The organism is Sorangium sp. So ce1153 (genome assembly GCF_051521595.1).
GTDB lineage: Bacteria > Myxococcota_A > Polyangia > Polyangiales > Polyangiaceae > Sorangium.
In genome coordinates this window covers 9,727,305-9,746,467 of sequence record NZ_CP150361.1, presented here as the reverse complement: position 1 = coordinate 9,746,467, position 19,163 = coordinate 9,727,305, and the positions used below count along the sequence as shown (strand labels likewise).

General features: G+C 68.2%; 16 protein-coding genes. 8 read left to right on the top strand and 8 right to left on the bottom strand.

Annotated features, from left to right (window positions below; genetic code table 11):
• Nucleotides 1–20: 20 nt before the first annotated feature.
• From WME85_RS35060 to WME85_RS35035, 6 genes are all read left to right on the top strand, one after another.
• Nucleotides 21–917 carry a helix-turn-helix transcriptional regulator gene (locus WME85_RS35060; protein ID WP_437827450.1) on the top strand — a complete coding sequence of 299 codons (897 nt, stop codon included), beginning with the start codon at nt 21–23 and terminating at the stop codon, nt 915–917.
• Nucleotides 910–1,542: an RNA polymerase sigma factor gene (locus WME85_RS35055; RefSeq protein ID WP_437827449.1), complete on the top strand. Its 633-nt coding sequence runs from the start codon at nt 910–912 to the stop codon at nt 1,540–1,542. Before WME85_RS35060 ends, WME85_RS35055 begins: the two co-directional genes overlap by 8 nt.
• A 127-nt stretch (nt 1,543–1,669) precedes the next feature.
• Nucleotides 1,670–2,212 (top strand): sigma-70 family RNA polymerase sigma factor, encoded by a 543-nt coding sequence (locus WME85_RS35050; RefSeq protein ID WP_437827448.1) that lies wholly within the window; start codon nt 1,670–1,672, stop codon nt 2,210–2,212.
• A 1,532-nt stretch (nt 2,213–3,744) separates the two neighbouring features.
• Nucleotides 3,745–4,146, top strand: a complete 402-nt coding sequence (locus tag WME85_RS35045; protein WP_437509718.1) for a hypothetical protein — start codon at nt 3,745–3,747, stop codon at nt 4,144–4,146.
• Complete coding sequence (locus WME85_RS35040; RefSeq protein WP_437827447.1) at nt 4,109–4,564, top strand: HNH endonuclease; 456 nt, start codon at nt 4,109–4,111, stop codon at nt 4,562–4,564. Before WME85_RS35045 ends, WME85_RS35040 begins: the two co-directional genes overlap by 38 nt.
• 482 nt (nt 4,565–5,046) lie before the next feature.
• Nucleotides 5,047–5,187 carry a hypothetical protein gene (locus tag WME85_RS35035; protein ID WP_437827446.1) on the top strand — a complete coding sequence of 47 codons (141 nt, stop codon included), beginning with the start codon at nt 5,047–5,049 and terminating at the stop codon, nt 5,185–5,187.
• A gap of 162 nt (nt 5,188–5,349) precedes the next feature.
• Here WME85_RS35035 and WME85_RS35030 read toward each other — a convergent pair whose 3' ends face one another.
• The 8 genes from WME85_RS35030 to WME85_RS34995 form a co-directional block, all read right to left on the bottom strand.
• Entirely contained in the window at nt 5,350–5,685 is a 336-nt protein-coding gene (locus WME85_RS35030; RefSeq protein WP_437827445.1) for a hypothetical protein, read from the bottom strand.
• Between the two features lie 162 nt (nt 5,686–5,847).
• Nucleotides 5,848–6,384, bottom strand: coding sequence for a hypothetical protein (locus WME85_RS35025; RefSeq protein WP_437827444.1), 537 nt, complete (start codon nt 6,382–6,384; stop codon nt 5,848–5,850).
• 345 nt (nt 6,385–6,729) lie between these two features.
• On the bottom strand, nt 6,730–8,763 hold the full coding sequence (locus WME85_RS35020) for a M13 family metallopeptidase (protein ID WP_437827443.1): 2,034 nt from the start codon (nt 8,761–8,763) through the stop codon (nt 6,730–6,732).
• A gap of 205 nt (nt 8,764–8,968) precedes the next feature.
• Entirely contained in the window at nt 8,969–9,313 is a 345-nt protein-coding gene (locus WME85_RS35015) for a hypothetical protein (protein ID WP_437827442.1), read from the bottom strand.
• 37 nt (nt 9,314–9,350) lie between these two features.
• Nucleotides 9,351–11,279, bottom strand: coding sequence for an ABC transporter ATP-binding protein (locus WME85_RS35010; RefSeq protein WP_437827441.1), 1,929 nt, complete (start codon nt 11,277–11,279; stop codon nt 9,351–9,353).
• 53 nt (nt 11,280–11,332) lie between these two features.
• The gene (locus tag WME85_RS35005; RefSeq protein ID WP_437827440.1) at nt 11,333–13,066 is read right to left on the bottom strand and encodes an ABC transporter ATP-binding protein; all 1,734 of its coding nucleotides are present in this window, start codon (nt 13,064–13,066) and stop codon (nt 11,333–11,335) included.
• Entirely contained in the window at nt 13,060–13,674 is a 615-nt protein-coding gene (locus WME85_RS35000; RefSeq protein WP_437303394.1) for a TetR/AcrR family transcriptional regulator, read from the bottom strand. Before WME85_RS35000 ends, WME85_RS35005 begins: the two co-directional genes overlap by 7 nt.
• A gap of 92 nt (nt 13,675–13,766) precedes the next feature.
• On the bottom strand, nt 13,767–16,049 hold the full coding sequence (locus WME85_RS34995) for a membrane dipeptidase (RefSeq protein ID WP_437827439.1): 2,283 nt from the start codon (nt 16,047–16,049) through the stop codon (nt 13,767–13,769).
• A gap of 306 nt (nt 16,050–16,355) precedes the next feature.
• Here WME85_RS34995 and WME85_RS34990 point away from each other — a divergent pair, with 306 nt between their 5' ends.
• Together WME85_RS34990 and WME85_RS34985 are read left to right on the top strand one after the other, a co-directional pair.
• A complete protein-coding gene (locus tag WME85_RS34990; RefSeq protein WP_437827438.1) occupies nt 16,356–17,441 on the top strand; it encodes an AraC family transcriptional regulator ligand-binding domain-containing protein in 1,086 nt (361 codons plus the stop codon).
• Between the two features lie 100 nt (nt 17,442–17,541).
• On the top strand, nt 17,542–19,149 hold the full coding sequence (locus WME85_RS34985; RefSeq protein WP_437303390.1) for an ABC-F family ATP-binding cassette domain-containing protein: 1,608 nt from the start codon (nt 17,542–17,544) through the stop codon (nt 19,147–19,149).
• The last annotated feature ends 14 nt before the right edge of the window (nt 19,150–19,163 follow it).

Genomic DNA, 19,163 nt, shown 5'->3' with positions numbered 1-19,163 from the left:
ACGTCGAGGAGGAGAAACTCATGGAGGACATGCTAGCCGCGATGTGGCTCGTCTCGCCGCTCGGGCTCGCGATGATATCCTGCGTCGCGCTCGGTTACGCGATCACGGCGCGCGAAGCGCTGGGACGCGAACGCGGGCTTCGCGAGGCGCGCGAGCACGCGCATGATGACGAGACGTCGGCCCTCACCGATGCGAAGGAGCAGGCAGCGGAGGAGCGGGACCGATACCGGCGCCTTCTGGATTGTCATGTCGACGCCGCCCTCGCAGAGCTGACCGACGCTCGCGCGCGCCCGGTCCCCTGGCCAGGCAGGGTCCTCGAGTCGTTCTGCGCGACGATTCCTTCGTGGAAGCGAAAACTGGCCGAGAGCACGGGGCTGGAGCCGAGGGAGGTGGAGCGGCTGCTGCGGAGCGACCTGTCGATCACGACCGGCCTCGCGCGGCAGCTGGAAGCCTTCACGGGCGCGCCGGCGCGGTACTGGGAGCGCCTGTGGCGGTTGCACGACGACTACCGGGCGGACGCAGAGGAGACCGTGGTGATCCAGCTCGGCGAGCCCGTCACCAAGCGCGAGAGCTCGGCGCGTCCCGCGTCGTCACCGGCGCCGAGCCCGATGTCGCCGACTCCGCCCACGATACCTCCTCGCGCGCTCGACGTTCCTCCGCCCGTGGTCACGTCTCCCGAGCTTGCGGCCAAGAGCCCCCGGGCGAAGCTCCCGCCGCCTCCACAGCCGCGGCTGCGGTCGCCGCTGCCTGCTCGCGCCGAGGCGGGCGCCCAACTCGCGCGTCGCGCTGCCACGCTGACGAGCTTCCCGCTACGGCGCGACGAAGGTGGGTCCAGTCCGGGACGCGGATCGGATTGGGAGGACGTTGAGCGCTCGTCGCTGAACACGACACTTCCAGGAGTAGGGAGCCATGGGTGAGCGCGGCCGCCCCTCGCGTTCAGAGGAGATGGGCAAGCGATCGGGGACACGCGTCTCATTCGAAGCCATCGTGCGAAACAGTTCCATCATCAGGGACAACCTGCGCCGGCTCAAGGTTCCAGAGTGCGATCGTTCAGACGTGATGCAGGAGATTCTTCTCTCTGCTTGGCGAACCGTCGAGGCTGGCGGGTTTTATGTGAGCGAGCGCCTGTCGGCAACGAAGGCGGTGAGGCACTGGCTGTTCGTCGTCACATTGCACCACACGACGCACTACAGGGAACACCAGCACCAGTGGGAGAAAGGCCGCGCCTCGTACAAGCATCCGGCGATGGATGGCTACATGCCGCCGCCATCCGAACAGGTGGAGGCGCGGCTGAGCCTCCGCGGCTTGGAGCGGCTCGATCCGTGTCTGCGCGACGCTGTGGCGGATTCCGCTTTGGGGTACACTGCTGAGGAGATAGCGGCGGAGTATGGCCAGAACCCCAACACGATTCAGCATCGCTTGGAGCGTGGAAGAAAGCAACTGCGAAGAGCGCTCCGCTTGAAGGATGCTCCGACGCTGCTCGCCCTCAGGAGCATGCTGGCGAGGATCGCACCGCTCCGGCCGCTGAACAGCTACGGCTGACGCCTCCGTTTGGTAGCGGACCATCTGCGGGGAAGACCGCTGACCGGTGCCGCACAGGTGCGCCGGCGAGCCATCATCATAGGACGGGAGACTGCCCCGGGGGGTGAAGTTATGTGTCAACCGCCGGATGAAGACGAGCGCGCTGCCGCGTATGCGCGCCTGTTTTGCCCGACGCTGGTTCGTGCCGCTGCGCTGGCTGGGGAGGCTGGGGGTACCACTGTGCCATCGTGGCGACGTCGCAGGTCAAGTCTGGCTCCACGCCTGGGAGAGCTGGCCCAGGTTCGATCCGAAGCGCGGCAGGCCGGAACGCTGGTTGAACGCGATCACTGTACACGCTGCCTCGCACTACCACGAGCGGGCGAAGCGCCGCAGGGAGGAGTTGGTCGATTTGATCGAAGTGCTCGATCCAGCGCCGGACGCTGCTGTTTTGATGGAGTGCGACAACACCAGGACCAGCACCATCGACGCAGTGGACGAGCTCGATCCGGAGCTGCGCTTTGTGCTCGTAGCACACGACCTGAACGGAGTCTCTATGGCCAAGATAGCCGAAGACGCAGGGCTCCCTCTCTCTACGCTCTACAAGCGACGTACAAAGGCCATCGATGTGCTACGTGACGCCATTAGGCTTCGGGAAGCCAGGGAAATGTCCACGTACGGAGTGACGTGTTAATGAGCGTCAAAGGCCTGGTGGTGCACTTCCGGCACGACCTGGACGACCGTGAGGCAGAGCGAATGACTGATCCTCTCGTGATGCTCAAAGGGGTCACCAAGGTGTCGCCTATCGGAGCAGGCACCGCCGGCGGGTCAAGCGAGAGCTGCTCGACAACGTCCTCGCGCTTCTGGGCGAAGAATAGGCGCCGAGCTCGGCGCGTGCGCCACTGAGCTCGCGTCGGAGCAGCGGGCCGGGCCATGACGGAACCCGCCGACCTGTGCGATCGGCCCCCACGTCTCTGCCGTAGTAGGCGTCGAACTCGCGCTCGAGTGCTGCGCCCGCCAGCGCGACGCGCCCGTGCTCCGCCCGTGGCCAGCGCTCTGCCTCGGGCGCGTCGATTCCTTCGAGCACGCGGACGGTCGAAAGGGGGCAGGACAGGTGTGCTTGCCCGCCTGCCTGGCTGGTTGCCCGTTCGGCGTTATCCCCGAGTGAACCGAGCCGCTCCGGCGGGGGGGAGGTCTCCCATCGGTGCGGGCTCGATCTCGTCGCCGGCCGCCGGCGGCAGGACGAGCAGCCGACCGATCGCCTCCTAAATGACGTCTGCGCCTACCTCATCCTCAAGGGAGACGGCGCGGCTCAGGATGCTGGCGAGTGAGACGAGTGGCGCGGAGCTCGCCCAGGCACTGACCAAGATCGACGACCGCGACATGATGTCGCTCCAGTGGAGAGCCTCCTACCGTGCGGTAGCGGTCCCAGAACCCACGTACGCCTGCCTCGGGACAACCTGGGACTCGCTTGCCGATAGCACGGCTAGAACGGGCCGGCCGGTCCCCCTTCCGGTGCGGGAGGCATCCCCTGCAGGAAGTCCCGGCGGTACACGCTCTTGACACGGTACGCGATTTCAGATGGCGTCGCAGATCCGGGGAGCCATGGAGGTAGCCGACGGTGATGCAATGACCGGAGCGATGCCGGATGTATGGCACGGGCTGGTCCAGCAAAGGCTTGGCGGCGATGAATGGAACGTCAATGAAACGGTCGTCATGTTGTCAATCTTCGCGGACGTCCTCGACTCCAAGCATGACGACGCCGCCCGTACCCTCCACAGAACGGCCCAACGGGAAACGATCGCGCTTGGCGACCCTGGAGAGCCTCGACCGCGACGCCGCCCTCGGCCCACCAGGCAGTAGGATCCGAGGGGTTGCCGATGCCCCGCCCCCGCCGGGTCTCCGCAGCGGCGGCCTATCTTCGGAGATGCGCAGATAGGTCGCGGAAGTCGCTGCCTATTCACGGGAATACGTGGATATGCTGCGGAGCGTCGCGACCTATTCGCGGGAATACGGAGTTTGGCCGCGGCGCCTCGCCGCCTACATTCTATAACCCGCCGCTAGGCCCTGCGACGCAACTGATTGCGACGTTGGGCAGACGATGGTACCGATCATGGCACGGCAGAGGAGACTGGCCGGCTGCGCGTCGGCGCTGCCTTGCACCGCCGAGCTTGCTTGCCTCGACGGCTCATCGTAAACTAGGACATGGCCGTTCAAGCCGTTACCGTGAACCTGCCCGAGCCGCTGTACGAGCGCCTGGCTCGCCGCGCGCAAACGACGCAACGAACCGTCGAGGCCGAGCTCGTCGATGCGGTGGCAACCTCCCTCCCTGACGAGCCCGATGGGCTGCCGGCCGACATGGCGGAGGCCATCGCCGCGCTGCACTTGCTAGGTGACGAGGATCTATGGCGGGCCGCCAGGCAGAGCCTCGCCCCGGAGAAGGCCGCGGATCTCGAGGAGCTGCACATCAAGCGCCAGAGTGAAGGGCTCTCCGCGTCGGACATCGAGGCGCTCGCGACGCTCATGAAGGAGTACAGGCGGATCATGCTGGTTCGTTCCCGATCTGCCGCGCTGCTCAAACAGCGAGGTCATGACGTCTCGGGGCTTCACCAAGGACATGAGCCGTAGCTACATCGGGAGGGCGCTGCGTGAGCAGGTCGCCAGTGAGGCGCGCCATCGCTGCGGCTACTGCCTGACCTCGGCGCGTATCGTCGGCACGCCGATGGAGATCGACCACATTATCCCTGAGTCGCTGGGCGGAGCTACGGCCAGGGAAAACCTCTGGCTCGCATGCTCGATGTGCAACGATCACAAGGGCAATCGAATCGCTGCTCCCGACCCGTACACCGGGGAAGTCGTGCGTCTCTTCAACCCACGACAGCAGACCTGGCTGGATCATTCCAGCTGGAGCACGGAGGGATCTCTGATCATCGGCAAGACGCCAACTGGCCGAGCCACGATCGCTGCGGTTCGCCTGAACCGCGCCGAGGTCGTGGAAGCCCGGCGAGGCTGGGTCATTGTGGGTTGGCATCCGCCCGATGATTGAACCATGAAGCTGCCCAACCAGCCGCTGCTGCCGGCAGCGCTGCGCGCCGCGGCAGACCGGCAGGGCGTTAGGCCGCTTACGCCCCGGAGTGCTCGACCTCCTTGTCTCTGCTGCAGCGAGCAGCCGCCCGATGGTCTCGTGGGCGATGCGAGCCGCCTCGACGTCGCCCGCGGCTAGCGCCGCCCGCATGCCTTCCGCGAGCTGGCTGAGCAGCACCGTCCGCGGGTCCGCCGGTTTCGTCCGCGATTCGTCCGGCTCACGAGGCTTCGCGCACTTAGCCGCCATCGACGGCATCGTTGCCTCTCCCGACTCATGCGGAAACCTACGCGATCCATGCGGATCCCCACCCTCGGCGGGCGTTTCGATTCCCGGCGCCTCGGATCGACGACGGCGACCTCCCGGCGGCGGTAGGCCTTCTCGTGGTACTTCCTCGCCTGGTGGACGGCGATGCCGATCAGCCAGCGCTGAAGGATGCGTCTCGGATGCAGCCCGGGCTCCGGCCGGTACCGTCCCTCGCGGTCGGCTACGGGCACGCCGCACCGGGCCAGCAGCTCGCGCGGGACGGGTACCCCTACGTCACCATCCGCCTGGTGAGCGACGCCGCGACGTGGGTCGTGATCTGACGAGCTCATCAACCAGGAGTGAGCAGGGGCCACGACGAGAAGGTGCCCGCGTGAGAGCCAGTTATCAGGATAGCTGCGGAGCAGCAGGCAGATGGATCGGGCGCGGTGGCGGCCTTCGGCGAGGGGCGCCACCGAAAGCACGATCGCTGCGGCACGGGAGCGTCAACGATCGAGGTTCGCGAGCACGGCCGGCGTGGCCCACGCGAGGAGATGGCCAGCCTGGTCGCGGTAGCTCGGCGACCCAGACGCGGAGGACGACGGCGCGGGAAACACGCCGAAGCGCGCGTCGAAGCGCGTATCGCCGGTGAACGCCGGGTGCGGCGGGAACGCCCCGAACACCGGCTGCGCGAGGGCGCGATCGCAGACGACCTGATCGGGCACCGCGAGCGGAGCGCTCACGACGACGGCACGAAAGAACGTCGGGGCGGTGAGGAGCGTGGTGCCGCCGATGGCGAGATCAACCGGCGTCTGCGCGGACACGCCGTCGGAGCGTGTCAAGGAGAGCGCGACGAGGTGATTCTGCAGCGGCGGCAAATCGATAGTGGATCCGTACTTTGTACGTTATGTCGACTGCCGGTCGTTGGCGGATAATCCTTGACAGGTCGGAATGGCTTTGCGCGGGCTATCCTCGACGTGCCGTTCGTCAAAGGCGAGTGAGGCTCACCGGCACGGGAAGTCGTCGAAGTGGCCGCAAACGGATAGGTTGGTGCGGCCAGCGCCTACGGATAGATCCCACGCGATCGCCGAAGGCCTACCGACGTATGGCTCGATCGTGAGCGTGCCGGTGAGGGGATCGAGCTCGAAGCCCATGCCGGCCTGCGCCATGCCGTGCGGCGTCTCGACACCGAGCGTAAACGTTCCCGGTTGCCCGTCCCACCTCAGGAGCCCGAGCACGAGCACACCGTCCGCGTTGGCCGGCGGGTCCCCACAGCCGGAGCCCTCCGGCCAGATCTCCACGAAGAGCGTCGAGCTGGCGGGCTCGTCGTCGCAATCGATGCGGCTGTAGGTCCGATCCGGCGGCACCGTCCGACCGGGTGATGAGGACGAGCTGCTGGTGTCGCTGCTTCCGGCGCCTGATGCTGACGTTCCGCCGTCGCCGCCGCCGTCGCTCGCGCCATGGCCCTCTTCGGGAACGATGACGCTGCTGTCGCAAGCGCTCGCGAAGAGGAGCGCACCCAGGAGGACCACCCACACCATGCGGGCGATGCTAACACGCGCGAACGATCTCAGCGAGCGTCGCCCCACAGGCTGTGGCTGTGGAGTGAAGGCGGCGCCATTGATGCGTGGATAAATCCGGAGGCGGTGGATCGCATTAGAAAATGTTCTGTCACCTACAGCATGGCTGTACGAGACGCGAGCAGCAGTGAGCGCAGCCGCAGCGCGGCCGGCAGGCGTCGCAGGCGTCGTAGCCGGGGTCGAGAGGGAGCAGGTCGGAGACTTGGCGGCGAGCAACTGGACGTCCGTCGATTACGCGCCCATCGGTGAACTTGCTCGGGCCCTCTACGAGGCAACGCTGCGTCTTGGGTACCTGGCTCCGGCGTCTCACCAGATCTTCACGCGGCTCTCCGGCGCCAGGTACAGCTTGTCGCCTTCCTTGACCCCGAATGCGGTGTAGAACTCCGGCACGTTGGAGACGATGCCATTGCAGCGGTACTCGCTGGGCGAGTGCGGATCCGTCTTCAGACGGTTCAGCAGCTCCTCGTCGCGGTACTTGCGCGCCCACACCTGCGCCCAGCCCATGAAGAAGCGCTGGTCGCCGGTCAGGCCGTCGATTTCCACGGCCGGCTCGCCGCCCTGCGTGAGCTGCCAGGCCTTGTATGCGATCGACAGGCCGCCGAGGTCGCCGATGTTCTCGCCGATGGTCAGCGCACCCTGCACGCACTGGTCGGGCAGGGGGCAGAACTTGTCGTACTGCGCGATCAGCGCCTGGGTGCGGTCCTCGAAGGCCTTGCGATCGGCGTCCGTCCACCATGACAGCAGGTTCCCGTCGCCGTTGTACTTGGAGCCCTGATCGTCGAAGCCGTGGCCGATCTCGTGGCCGATCACGCCGCCGATGCCGCCGTAGTTCACCGCGTCGTCCGCCGCCATGTTGAAGAACGGCGGCCGCAGGATCGCGGCGGGGAACACGATCTCGTTCAGGCTCGCGTTGTAGTAGGCATTGACCGTCTGCGGCGTCATCATCCACTCCTCGCGGTCCACCGGCTTGCCGAGCTTCTCGGCTTGGCGCTCGTACTCGACCTCGTTGGAGCGCATGACATTGCCGACCAGGTCGTCGCCCTTGACGGTAAGCTTCGAGTAGTCCTTCCACTTTCTCGGATAGCCGATCTTGGCCGTGAACTTGGACAGCTTCTCCAGCGCCTTGGCCTTCGTGTCCTCGCTCATCCAGTCGAGGCTCTTGATGCTCGTCTCGTAGGCCTTCAGCAGGTTCTTGACCAGCACCTCCATGCGCGCCTTGGCTTCCGGCGGGAAGTGCTTGGCGACATAGATCTTCCCCACCACCTCGCCGAGCGCGCCTTCCGTGCTCTCGACCGCGCGCTTCCAGCGCGGACGGTCTTCCGGGATTCCGCGAAGGGTCCTGGAATAGAAAGCGAAGTTCTCGTCGACGTAGGCTTTGGACAGGTACGGCGCAAACGACGATACCAGGCCGAACTTCAGGTAAGCCTTGATCGTGTCCAGGCTCTGGCCCTTCAGCTGCTCCGCCATCGCGGTGAAGGCGCTGGGCTGCATCACGATCACGGCCCTCGTGGTGACGCCGGCCTCCCTGGCGAAGGCGGCGAAGTCGAAGCCGGGGGTCAGCTCGTTGAGCCTCGCCACTTCGTACTTGTTGTAGGTCTTGTCGTCGTCGCGCGACTCGACTCGTGTCCAGTGCTTCTGCGCCAGCTGGGTCTCCATCGCCAGGATTGCCTCGGCGTTGGCGGCGGCCCTCTCGTCGCCGATCATACCCAGCATCTTCTCGACGTACGCGCGGTAGGCGGCGCGCAGCTTGGAGAAATTCTCATCCTGGGACAGGTAGTAATCGCGGTCCGGCAAGCCGATCTGCGCGGACTGAAAGAAGTACACCGTGTACTGCGTCGAGTCCTTGGCGTCTTGGGCGATGTAGCCGGAGAACGGGTGGCGCGCGCCGATCTTGCCCAGGTGCGCGAGAAGCGCCGGCAACTCGGCCGTGTCCTTGACGGCATCGATGCGGGCGAGCTCCGCCTCCAGCGGCTTCAAGCCCAGCTCCTCGGCCTTGGCCTCATCCATGAAGGCCGTGTAGAAATCGCCGATCTTCTGCTCGTCCGAGCCGTCCGCCTTGTTCTTCTTGGCGGCCGATTCCTCGATGATCGCCTTGAGCTCCGCTTCAGCGTCGTCGTCGAGCTTGGTGAAGGCGCCGTAGCTCGACTTGTCGGCCGGGATCTCGGTCCTGGCCAGCCAGCTGCCGTTGACGTGTCGGAACAGGTCGTCCTGCGGGCGCACCGCCGGGTCGAAGTTCTCCTTGATAATGCCGGAAACCAGCGGCTCGGGCGGCTCGGCCTGCGTGCTGTCGCAGCCGACGAGCGTGAGGACGCAAACCGCGCCCGCGATGAGCTTCTTCATGAATCGGACTCCCTGCGCATGAATGAGTGCAATCAGGGTACCGCGAACCGGCCCAGCTTAGCTGGTCATAACAACGCGAGGGCAGCGGGAAATTCAACCAGTACAGGTTCTGAAACCACCCGCATGGGTCACTATGGACGAAAGCGAAGTATGGACTGAATGAATTTTCAAGATGCTCTGGCTTTCGGGTGGAGAGCGCCCGGACTCAGCGGTAGGCGGTAGCTTCGAGCGGCGCGAGCGTCAGCCCGGTGACCACGTGATTGCTTTCACCGATCCCCTTGGTCGACACCTGGCAAGCCACCACGCGTCCGAGCGTCGGCGCGACGTTCGGCCTGCGTCGTCGATGGTCACCGAGGTGATGGCTGTGAAAGTTCTCCCGCGTCAGTCCCATCGGAATCCCCCACGGCGACCAGACGATGCCGGTCGTCCGATCGAGCACGATCCAATCCGACTCTTCCCAGCCGCCGAAGAACGTCGGTCGTTCGAGCGACTGAACGACGACTTCGTTTCCGACCGGGATCGGTGCGAGGAACGGTAGCTCGATGTACATGGCCCGACTCTACCGCAGTCTGAACGCCGAGAGCCACTTAGCCCTCGAGCTTCGCGCCGCTCTCGGTGAGCTGGGTCCGGTACAACGCGTGGTAGGCGCCACCCGCGGCGAGGAGCTCCGCGTGCGTGCCGCGCTCGACGATGCGCCCTGCGTTCATCACGAGGATCATGTCGGCGTCGCGGATCGTCGAGAGGCGATGCGCGATCACGAAGCTCGTGCGCTGGGCGCGCAGCGCGGCCATCGCGCGCTGGACGAGCACCTCGGTCCGGGTGTCGACCGAGGAGGTCGCCTCGTCGAGGATCAGGATGGCCGGGTTCGCGAGGAACGCGCGCGCGATCGTGATGAGCTGCTTCTCACCGGCGCTCAGGTTGCCCGACTCCTCGTTGATGACCGTGTCGTAACCGGCGGGCAGGGCGCGCACGAAGCGGTCGACGTGCGCCGCGCGCGCTGCCTCCTGGATGTCGGCCTCGGTCGCGGCCGCGTTGCCGAACGCGATGTTGTCGCGGATCGTGCCCGAGAACAGCCATGTATCCTGCAGCACCATACCGAGCTTCGCGCGCAGCTCGTGGCGAGGCAAGCGCGCGATATCGACGCCGTCGATCAGGATCCGACCGCCTTCGAGCTCGTAAAACCGCATCAAGAGGTTCACGAGCGTGGTCTTGCCGGCGCCGGTCGGGCCGACGATCGCGACCGTCTGGCCTGGCGTGATCGTGAGGTCGAGGTCCTCGATCAGGGGCTCGTCGGGCTTGTAGCGGAAGGTGACGTGCTCGAACCGGACCTCGCCGGTGACCTTCGGCAGGGCCGCGGGCGGGGTGGCGTCGGGCGACTGGCCCTGTTCGTCGAGCAGCTCGAACACCCGCTCCGCGGAGGCAACACCCGATTGGAGGACGTTCGTTACGGACGCGAGCTGGCCGAGCTGCTGAGAGAACTGGCGCGAGTACTGGATGAACGCTTGCACGCTGCCGAGCAGCATCGCGCCCGACGCGACGCGCAGGCCGCCGACGACGGCGATCGCGACGTAGGTCAGGTTCCCGACGAAATTGACCGCCGGCATGATGGTGCTGGACATGAACTGCGCGCGGAAGCTGGTCTCGAACAGCTCCTGGTTCGTGGACTGGAAGCGCGCCTCGACGTCGCGGCGTCGCCCGAGCACGTTGACGAGCGAGTGGCCGGTGAACGCCTCCTCGATCTGGCCGTTGAGCACGCCGACATGCGCCCACTGCGCGACGAACTTCGCCTGCGCGCGCTTCGCGACCGCCGCGGTCGTGAGCACCGAGAGCGGCACGGTGAAGAGCGTGATCACCGCGAGCACCGGCGAGATCACGACGAGCATGACGACGATGCCGACGAGCGTCAGCGCGCCGTTCATGATCTGCGTCAGCGTCTGCTGCAGGCCCTGCGCGATGTTGTCGATGTCGTTGGTGACGCGGCTCAAGAGCTCGCCGTGCGGGCGGCCGTCGAAGTAGGCGAGCGGCAAGCGGGCGAGCTTGTCCTGCGCCTCGGTGCGGAGCTGCCGCACGGTGCGCTGCACGACCTCGTTGAGCAGGTAGCCCTGCAGCCAGGCGAACAGCGACGCGCCGGTGTACAGCGCCATCACGAACAGGAGCAGCTCGGCGAGCTCGCGGAGCTGGATTCCGCGCCCGGGGACGACGTCCATGTGGCCCACGAGCTCGGCGAGCCGCGCCTCTCCGGAGCGCTGGAGCTCCGCGACGGCCTCGGCCTTCGTGGCGGCCGCCGGGAGGCGAGCGCCGATCACGCCGGAGAAGATGATGTCGGTCGCATGGCCGAGCAGCTTCGGGCCGGCCAGGCCGAGGCCGACGCTGAGCAGCGAGCACGCGATCACGACCGCGAGGCGCGCGCGCTCGGGGGCGAGGCGGCCGAGGAGGCGCCGCGCGGAAGGCGCGAACTGCTTCGCCTTCTGCGGCGGCGCCGCCCCCATGCCGCCGAAGGGGCGGCGCTGCATCATCGGGGAGCGCGCCCCCTCGGGGGCGGCGGGCCGGGGACCAGCAGGGCGCGCGCTCACGCGGCCACCGCCGCGTCGCGCTGCGAGGCCACGATCTCCGCGTACGTCGGGCACGACGCGAGCAGCTCGCCGTGCTTGCCCTGGCCGACGATCTCGCCGCCGTCGAGCACCAGGATCTGGTCCGCGTCGACGATGCTCGACACGCGCTGCGCGACGATGATCACCGTAGCATCGCGCGTGCGCTCGGCGAGCGCCGCCCGCAGCCGCGCCTCGGTCGCGACGTCGAGCGCGGAGAAGGCGTCGTCGAACAGGAACACGCGCGGCCGGCGCAGCAGGGCGCGGGCGATCGACAGCCGCTGGCGCTGGCCGCCGGAGACGTTCGTGCCGCCCTGCCCGATCGGCGTGTCGAGCTTCTGCGGCATCGCCTCGACGAAGTCGCGCGCCTGCGCGGCGGCGAGCGCTGCCCAGAGCTGCTCGTCGGTCGCGGCGGGGTCGCCGTAGCGCAGGTTCGAGGCCACCGTGCCGGAGAACAGGAACGGCCGCTGCGGCACGAGCCCGATGCACGACCACACCGCGTCGAGGGCGAGCATGCGCGCGTCGACGCCGTCGAGCCGGACCTCGCCCCGCGTCGGATCGATGAGCCGCGCGATCAGGTCGAGCAGCGTGGTCTTGCCCGAGCCGGTGCTGCCGATGATCGCGGTGACCTGCCCGGGGCGCGCGACGAACGAGATGCCGCGCAGGACGGGCAGCTCAGCGCCCGGATAGCGGTACTCGACGTCCCGCAGCTCGACCGTGCCGGCCGGCTCGACGAGCGTCACTGGCTGGTCGGGCGCGCGCACGGACGGCTCGGTGTTCAGCACCTCGACGATGCGCTCCGAGCACGCGGCCGCGCGCGGCAGCATGACGGCCATGAACGTCACCATCATCACCGCCATCAGGATCTGCACCAGGTAGGCGAGGAACGCCGTCATCGAGCCGATCGCGAGCCTGCCGTCCGCGATCCGGTGCGCGCCGAACCACAGGACGGCGACGCTCGAAGCGTTGAACACGAACATCACGGTCGGGAACATCATCGCTTGCAGGCGCCCGATGCGCAGCGCGGTCTCGGTGAGGTCGCCGTTCGCGCGATCGAAGCGCGCCGCCTCGGCGCGCTCGCGCACGAAGGCGCGGATCACGCGCACGCCGGTGATCTGCTCGCGCAGCACGCGGTTCACCGCGTCGATGAGGGGCTGCATCAGCCGGAACTGCGGCACCATCCGCGACATGATCGCGACGACGGCGCCCGCGAGCAGCGGCACCGCGATCGCGAGCAGCCAGGCGAGCGACCAGTCCTCGCGCAGCGCCATCACGACGCCGCCGACGCACATGATCGGCGAGAGGACGAGCGTCGTACAGCCCATCATCACCACCATCTGCACCTGCTGGACGTCGTTGGTCGTGCGCGTGATGAGCGACGGCGCCCCGAACCGCGACAGCTCGCGCGCGGAGAACTCGCCGACGCGGTGGAACACCGCCGCGCGCAGGTCGCGGCCGAAGCTCATCGCGGCGCGCGCGCCGGCGTAGTTCGCGGCGACCGAGCAGACGATCTGGACGCCGGTGACCACGAGCATGATCGCGCCGAGCTTCAAGATCCGCGACGTGTCACCGGCGGCGATGCCCTGATCGATGATGTCGGCGTTCAGGCTCGGCAGGTACAGCGAAGCGAGCGTCGCCACGAGCTGGAGCGCGACGACGACGGCGAGCAACCGCGCCTGCGGGCGCAAGAAGCGGCGCAATAGCTGCCTCAGCAAGGCTCCTCCTCTTCGGAGCGGCGGCGGATACCGTCGAGCAGGATCGCCACGACCTCCGCGGCGGTCAGGGGCATGCCGTCGGTGATCCGCGGGTGCGTGCCCGCGAACGACATCATGCGAAAGAGCCGCGCTGCATACGCCGGATCGCAGCGCAGCTCGTCGCGCGACGGCTCGAACAGGCGCTCGAGCTGCTCGCAGAGCTGGCCATCCTGGCGCGGCGTCTGAGCGCACCCGGGCTCGGGGCGCGCTGGCGCCGGCATCGTCATGCCGAGCATCGAGATGAGCTGCCAGATGCCCTCGACGCGGCGCTGCAGGACCTCGACCGCCTGGATCAAGCGCTCGCGCAGCGGCGCGGCGAGGTCGATGCGCTCCAGCTCTCGCAACGTCGGCGTCGGATCGAACAGGGTCGCGATCGCGGCCTGGATCAGCGACTCCTTGTCGGGGAACACGCGGAACAGCGTCCCCTCCGCGGTGCCGGCGGCCATCGCGATCTGCGCCGTCGTCACGCTGCGGCCGTGCAAGCGCAGCAGCGGGATCGTCGCCGCGATGATGCTCGCGCGACGCGCCTCGGGGGGCAGGGGAGGAGCTCGCCGGCTTGGTGGTGCCATGCGTCCTCCTGTAACTGAGTGAGCGCTCACTCGTCAAGAGTGAGCGCTCACTCACTCCGTCTGGGGACGGAGCTCGCGGTGCGCTTTCGGGGTCAGCGGCAGAAGAGGAACCTGCAGTTCCCGGACTGGCACTGGTTGTCCTTCGTGCACGCCGCGCCTCGGCTGCGCTTGTTGACGCACTCGCCTTCGTTGGCGCCCCAGCCGCAGAACTGGTTCGCGCCGCAGTGCGAGTCCTGGCGGCAGAGGCAGGTCTGGGTGAGGTCGCCACAGCGGTTGCTCGGGCACTCCTCGTTGACCCGGCACCCCTGGCCGATGGCCTTCGACCCGGGCGTGTAGCACCAGCCCGCGCCGGCGATGAGGCCGCCGCAGCGGTCCGAGGCGCACTGGCCGTCGCGCGTGCAGGTCGCATGATCGCCCTTGTCCGGCACGCACGCGTTGTCGCCCCCGACCCCCGGCGTCTTCATCGCGCAATAGGAGCGGCTATCGCCGCAATCGGCGTCATCGTTGCAGACGCAGCGGCCCGGGATCGCGTTGCAGGCGACGGCGGTGCACTGGCCGCTCTCGCACTCCTCGTTGAACCTGCAGCTGCCGCCCAGCTCCTGGAAGCCCGGGCAGTAGGCGGCGCCGCACTTCGTCGGGTAGGCGAGCTCTCGCTCCTCCGCGGTGGCGAAGGGCGCGATCCCGCTCTCATCCATGTCGGTGGCGGGGTCGGCCATGCCGGCGCGCGGGCCCTGGGCGCGCTCCCACATCCGGAGGAACGACTCGGCCGAGGACCTCAGGGCCGACGTGTCCACGCCGAGCCGATCGAGATCGGCCAGCAGATCGGGCAGCATCCCCATGTGCGCCAGGCCCTTCTCGTCGAAGCCGGTGCCCAGGGGGCCAGGCCCTTGCTCGCGCTCGTCGCGCGCCTGGCAGTCGGCCTCGGCCCTGAACGCCGCGGAGCAGGCGCCGTCCTCGCCGAAGCGCGGGCGGGTCTGCTGGATGAAGCCGTTGAGATCGGCCCCGAACGCCATCGGGACCTTGAGGCCGAGCCGGCCGTAGTCATAGGCCTGCGCGAAGGAGCGCGACGAGCCCTGGCATGTGTTCTCGACCGCGCTGCGGGTGTACTGCCTGGTCTCGTCGTGCGCGGTGCGCAGGCCGAAGATGCCCCCCGTCTGCCGGAGCATGCGGATCACCCGCGCCGGCGTGGACTTCTCGGTCTCCGCCACGCTCGGGCCCATGATCTCGCGGAAGTGTCCGTGAGAGATGTAGATCGGGTAATAGCTGCGCGCCTGCGCCAGCTCGAAGACCCGGTTGACGCCCCGCTCGGCCATGTGGGCGACGTCGATCAGCATGCCCCGGTTCATCATCTCGCCGATCAGCTGCTCGCCGAGCGGCGTGAGCCCGCGCGTGTTGTTGCACTCCGCGTCGACATCCATGCCCAGGGTGACCCCCGCCAGGGTGGCGCCGCAGTCGGTGTCGATGAAGCAGGTCTCGGTATACTGGGCGAACTGCAAGATCGGGTTGTGCAGCGCCGCCCCGCCAAAGGGGTTGTCGACCTGGTGCACCGGCTGCAAGGTCCGGACCCCCAGGGCGTGGTACTTGTCGAGCTGCGCGCGCATCCTGGCCGCGTCGACGTCGAGGCCGAACAGGTGGCTGGCCTCGATGGACAGCACGATGGCCAGCTTGCCCGCACCGATGATCTGGCGGGCGTGCGCGGGGGAGAGCGCGATCTCCATCCAGCCGGCGTTCCGCGCGACGAGCGCGTGGGTCATCTGGAACTGGAGGTCGACGTCGGCCATCTCATCGCACGGCCGCTCGCGGTTCTGCTCCGGCAAGATGGAGCAGAGCCAGTCGAAGCTCACCGCCGACATGACCATGAGATTGAGGCCGCGCTCATGCGCGCTGCGCAGCCAGTCGACATGACCTTGCTGGTGAGCGATGGTGTCCCAGCGAGGCCACCCGTCGCCGAGCTCGCTCCGGCCCAGGTGCAGCCCTGTGTCGCCCTGGGTGCCCTCGATCTTGCCCATCGCCTCGGAGCCGACGACGCCGCCCCCGAGGCCCACGAGCGCCGAGATTGCGCCGTTGCTGGCAAAATCCAGCATGGTTGATTGCGGGCACCTGTCGAGCAGCTCGCTGAGGTTCTGTCGGAGGCGCGCGTGGTCGCTCTCGGGAATGCCGCCGTCGCAGTCATCCAGGGCGCCGGGGCCGTCGTGCTTGCCGTGCAGCCATCCGCCGCCGAAGGCCTCCTCGGACATCATGTGGAAGTGCAGATCCGCGAAGCCGCTCACCGGGGCTGCGCCGGGCGCTGCCGCGGCGGGGAGCGAGGTTGACGCGGCGGACGCGGCCATCCCGGCGGAGAGGTCGCTCCGGGCAGAGAGGGTGAGCTCGTCCATGGCGTCTCGCCCGCCGTCAGAGGGTTCGATCGCGGCGTCGCACCCGAAGGTCGACAGGGCGAAGGCGGCCAGGGCCGCGGCCGCGAACGGGCCCCAGCGGCGCGGGCGAGGCGCTGTGCTGGGGAGGGCTGAGGGGAGGGCTGATGAACTGAGGCGTGATGGGTGGTTGGCGCTGATCATCGCTAGTGCAGCCGGGGGGGTCGATTGATATGTCCGCGGCTCGCAGAACCCATCGTAGCTACCCGGTCATCGCGTGGAGGGCGCCATGGATTTACATTTCGCGCCACGCTCACATAATGTGACACCGTGCCAGCTCACGGGTCGGGATCGACGGAGTTCTTGCGAGTCCTGGCGACCGCCGCGGAAAGAGACGGGCTCGAGATCGAGGATGTCCGGCGCCTGATGGCCGTCCCCGGCGATCTCCTGGAGAAGCGGGGCGCCCGCGTCCCCATCGCCGTGGTCCGCCGCGCCTGGAGCGGGCTGACGGACGGGGCTGCAGGCCCCCTCCTGAGCCTCCGCGCTGCGCGCAAGCTCCCGCCGGGCAGCCTCGACATCCTCGACTACCTGGCGCAGACCAGCACGACCGGGGCCGAGGCGTTCGAGCAGCTGACGCGGTACCTCCCGCTGCTCGCGGATGCCGGGCGCGTCTGGACCGAGGCTGACCGGAAGACCTTCCGGTTCCGTCACGCCGCGCCCGGCGGCCTGCCCTCGCTGGCGGAGCTGCTGCTCGGGCTGATCGTCGAGCGCTCCCGGACGATGTTCGGGCCGGCGTTCGCGCCGCGGCTGATCCAGTTCGCGCACGCGCCCTCGGCCACCGCGAGCGCGTACGAGGAGGTCCTGGGCGTCCCGGTGCGGTTCGGGGGCGACCACGACGAGCTCATCTTCGAGCGCGAGATCGTCCGGGCGCCGATCGCCAGCCACGACCCGGCGCTCCGGAGCATCCTCATCGCGCAGGCGGAGGCGGCGCTCTCCCGCCTGGACCTGCGCGGCACGGTCTCGCACGACGAGGCGTTCGTGCCGGCCTTCCGGCACGCCCTGGCGCTGGCGCTCGATTCGGGCGACCCGAGCCTGGTGCGCGTCGGCGAGAGCTTCGGGATGAGCGCGCGGACGCTGCAGCGGCGTCTGGCGGCGGTCGGCGTCAGCCACCGGGCGCTCCTCCAGGAGCTGCGGCTGGAGCGGGCGCGGCAGGCGCTGGGGAGCGCCCAGCTCAAGGAGGTCTCCCTCGATCTCGGCTATTCGAGCCCCAGCGCGTTCCATCGCGCGTTCAAGCGGTGGACGGGGCTGACCCCGGGCGCCGCGACCACGGCCGGCGGCACCTCGCCGCCGCCGGTCAGGCGGCGGGGTCGCCCGCGGCCGAGGGCGGGGGAGCCGTCCGCGCGGCGCTTGTCCTAGCCAGCGCGCGCCACGTCCGTCGTCGCCGGCTGGGGCGGGCGCTTCCGCAGGAATTCACCGGAAACGCAGGCGCACACGTGCTACGCCCCGCGCCGCTGAGATGATCACGCTCGAAAAGCTCACCAAGCGGTACGGTCCAAAAATTCTCTTCGAGAACGTCTCGATGCGCTTCGACCCCGGCAAGCGCTACGTGCTCGTCGGCGCGAACGGCGCGGGGAAGTCGACGCTCCTCAAGGTCATCTCCGGCGAGGAGGAGTCGGATCAGGGCTCGGTCGAGATCCCGAGGCAGCTCCGGGTCGGGGTGCTCAAGCAGGACCACTTCGCCTACGAGTCCAGCCGCATCATCGACACGGTCCTGATGGGGAACCGGGCCCTCTGGGAGGCGATGCACGAGCGCGACCGCCTGTACGAGGGCGAGATGACCGACGAGGTCGGCATGCGGCTGGCCGAGCTCGAGGGCACGATCGGCGAGGAGGACGGCTACACCGCCGAGGCGCGCGCGGCCGAGATCCTCGAAGGGCTCGGGATCGCGACCGCCCGGCACACGAGCACGGTGAGCACGCTGGCGGGCGGGTACAAGCTCCGCGTCCTCATCGCCCAGACGCTCTTCGCCGGCGCCGACGTCCTGCTCCTCGACGAGCCGACGAACCACCTGGATCTCGACTCGATCCGCTGGCTGGAGTCGTACCTCACCGACACCTTCCGCGGGACGCTGCTCGTCGTGAGCCACGACCGGCACTTCATGAACGCGATCGCGACGCACGTCGCCGACGTCGATTACCAGACGGTCACGGTGTACACGGGCGATTACGACGACTTCATCGAGCAGAAGACGACGGGCAAGCGCCAGTCGGACGCCGACGCCGCGCAGAAGAAGAAGAAGATCGCCGAGCTCAAGGACTTCGTGGCCCGCTTCGGCGCGAGCGCGAGCCGGTCGAGCCAGGCCCAGTCGCGCGTGAAGGAGATCGAGAAGCTCGAGGCAGGCATCACGGTGCGGCGTTCGAGCGTCGTCCGGCCGTACATCAAGTTCGAGATCGATAAGCCCTCCGGCCGCGACGTGCTGCGCGTCGAGGCCCTCGCCAAGAGCTTCGGCGACCTGCGCGTCCTCAAGAAGCTCGACATGAACCTGAACCGCGGCGACAAGCTCGTCGTGATCGGGCCGAGCGGCATCGGCAAGTCGACGCTGCTCAAGCTCCTCGTGGGCGAGCTCACGCCCGACGCCGGGACGGTCACGTGGGGCCACGACACGAACGTGGGCTACTTCGCCCAGGACCATCACGAGGCGATCGAGCCGGGGTTCACGGCCTACGAGTGGCTGTACCGCTTCGACCCGAGCGCGCCGAAGGAGCACGTCCGCTCGGTGCTGGGCAAGCTGCTCTTCAGCGGCGACGCCGGGCTCAAGAAGACGGAGAACCTCTCCGGCGGCGAGGCGGCGCGCCTGTTCCTCGCGAAGCTCATCCTGGTGAAGAACAACGTGGTGGTGCTCGACGAGCCGACGAACCACCTCGACGTGGAGAGCATCGACGCGCTCCTCCAGGCGCTCATCGAGTACAAGGGGACGGTCATCGTGACGAGCCACGACCGGCACTTCGTGGGCAAGCTCGGCACGCGCGTGCTCGAGCTGTCACCGAAGGGGCCGCAGCTCTACAACGGCACGTACGACGACTACCTCGAGGGGCCGGGAAAGCCGGACGCCAAGGCGTCGTAGCCCTCGCGCTCGGC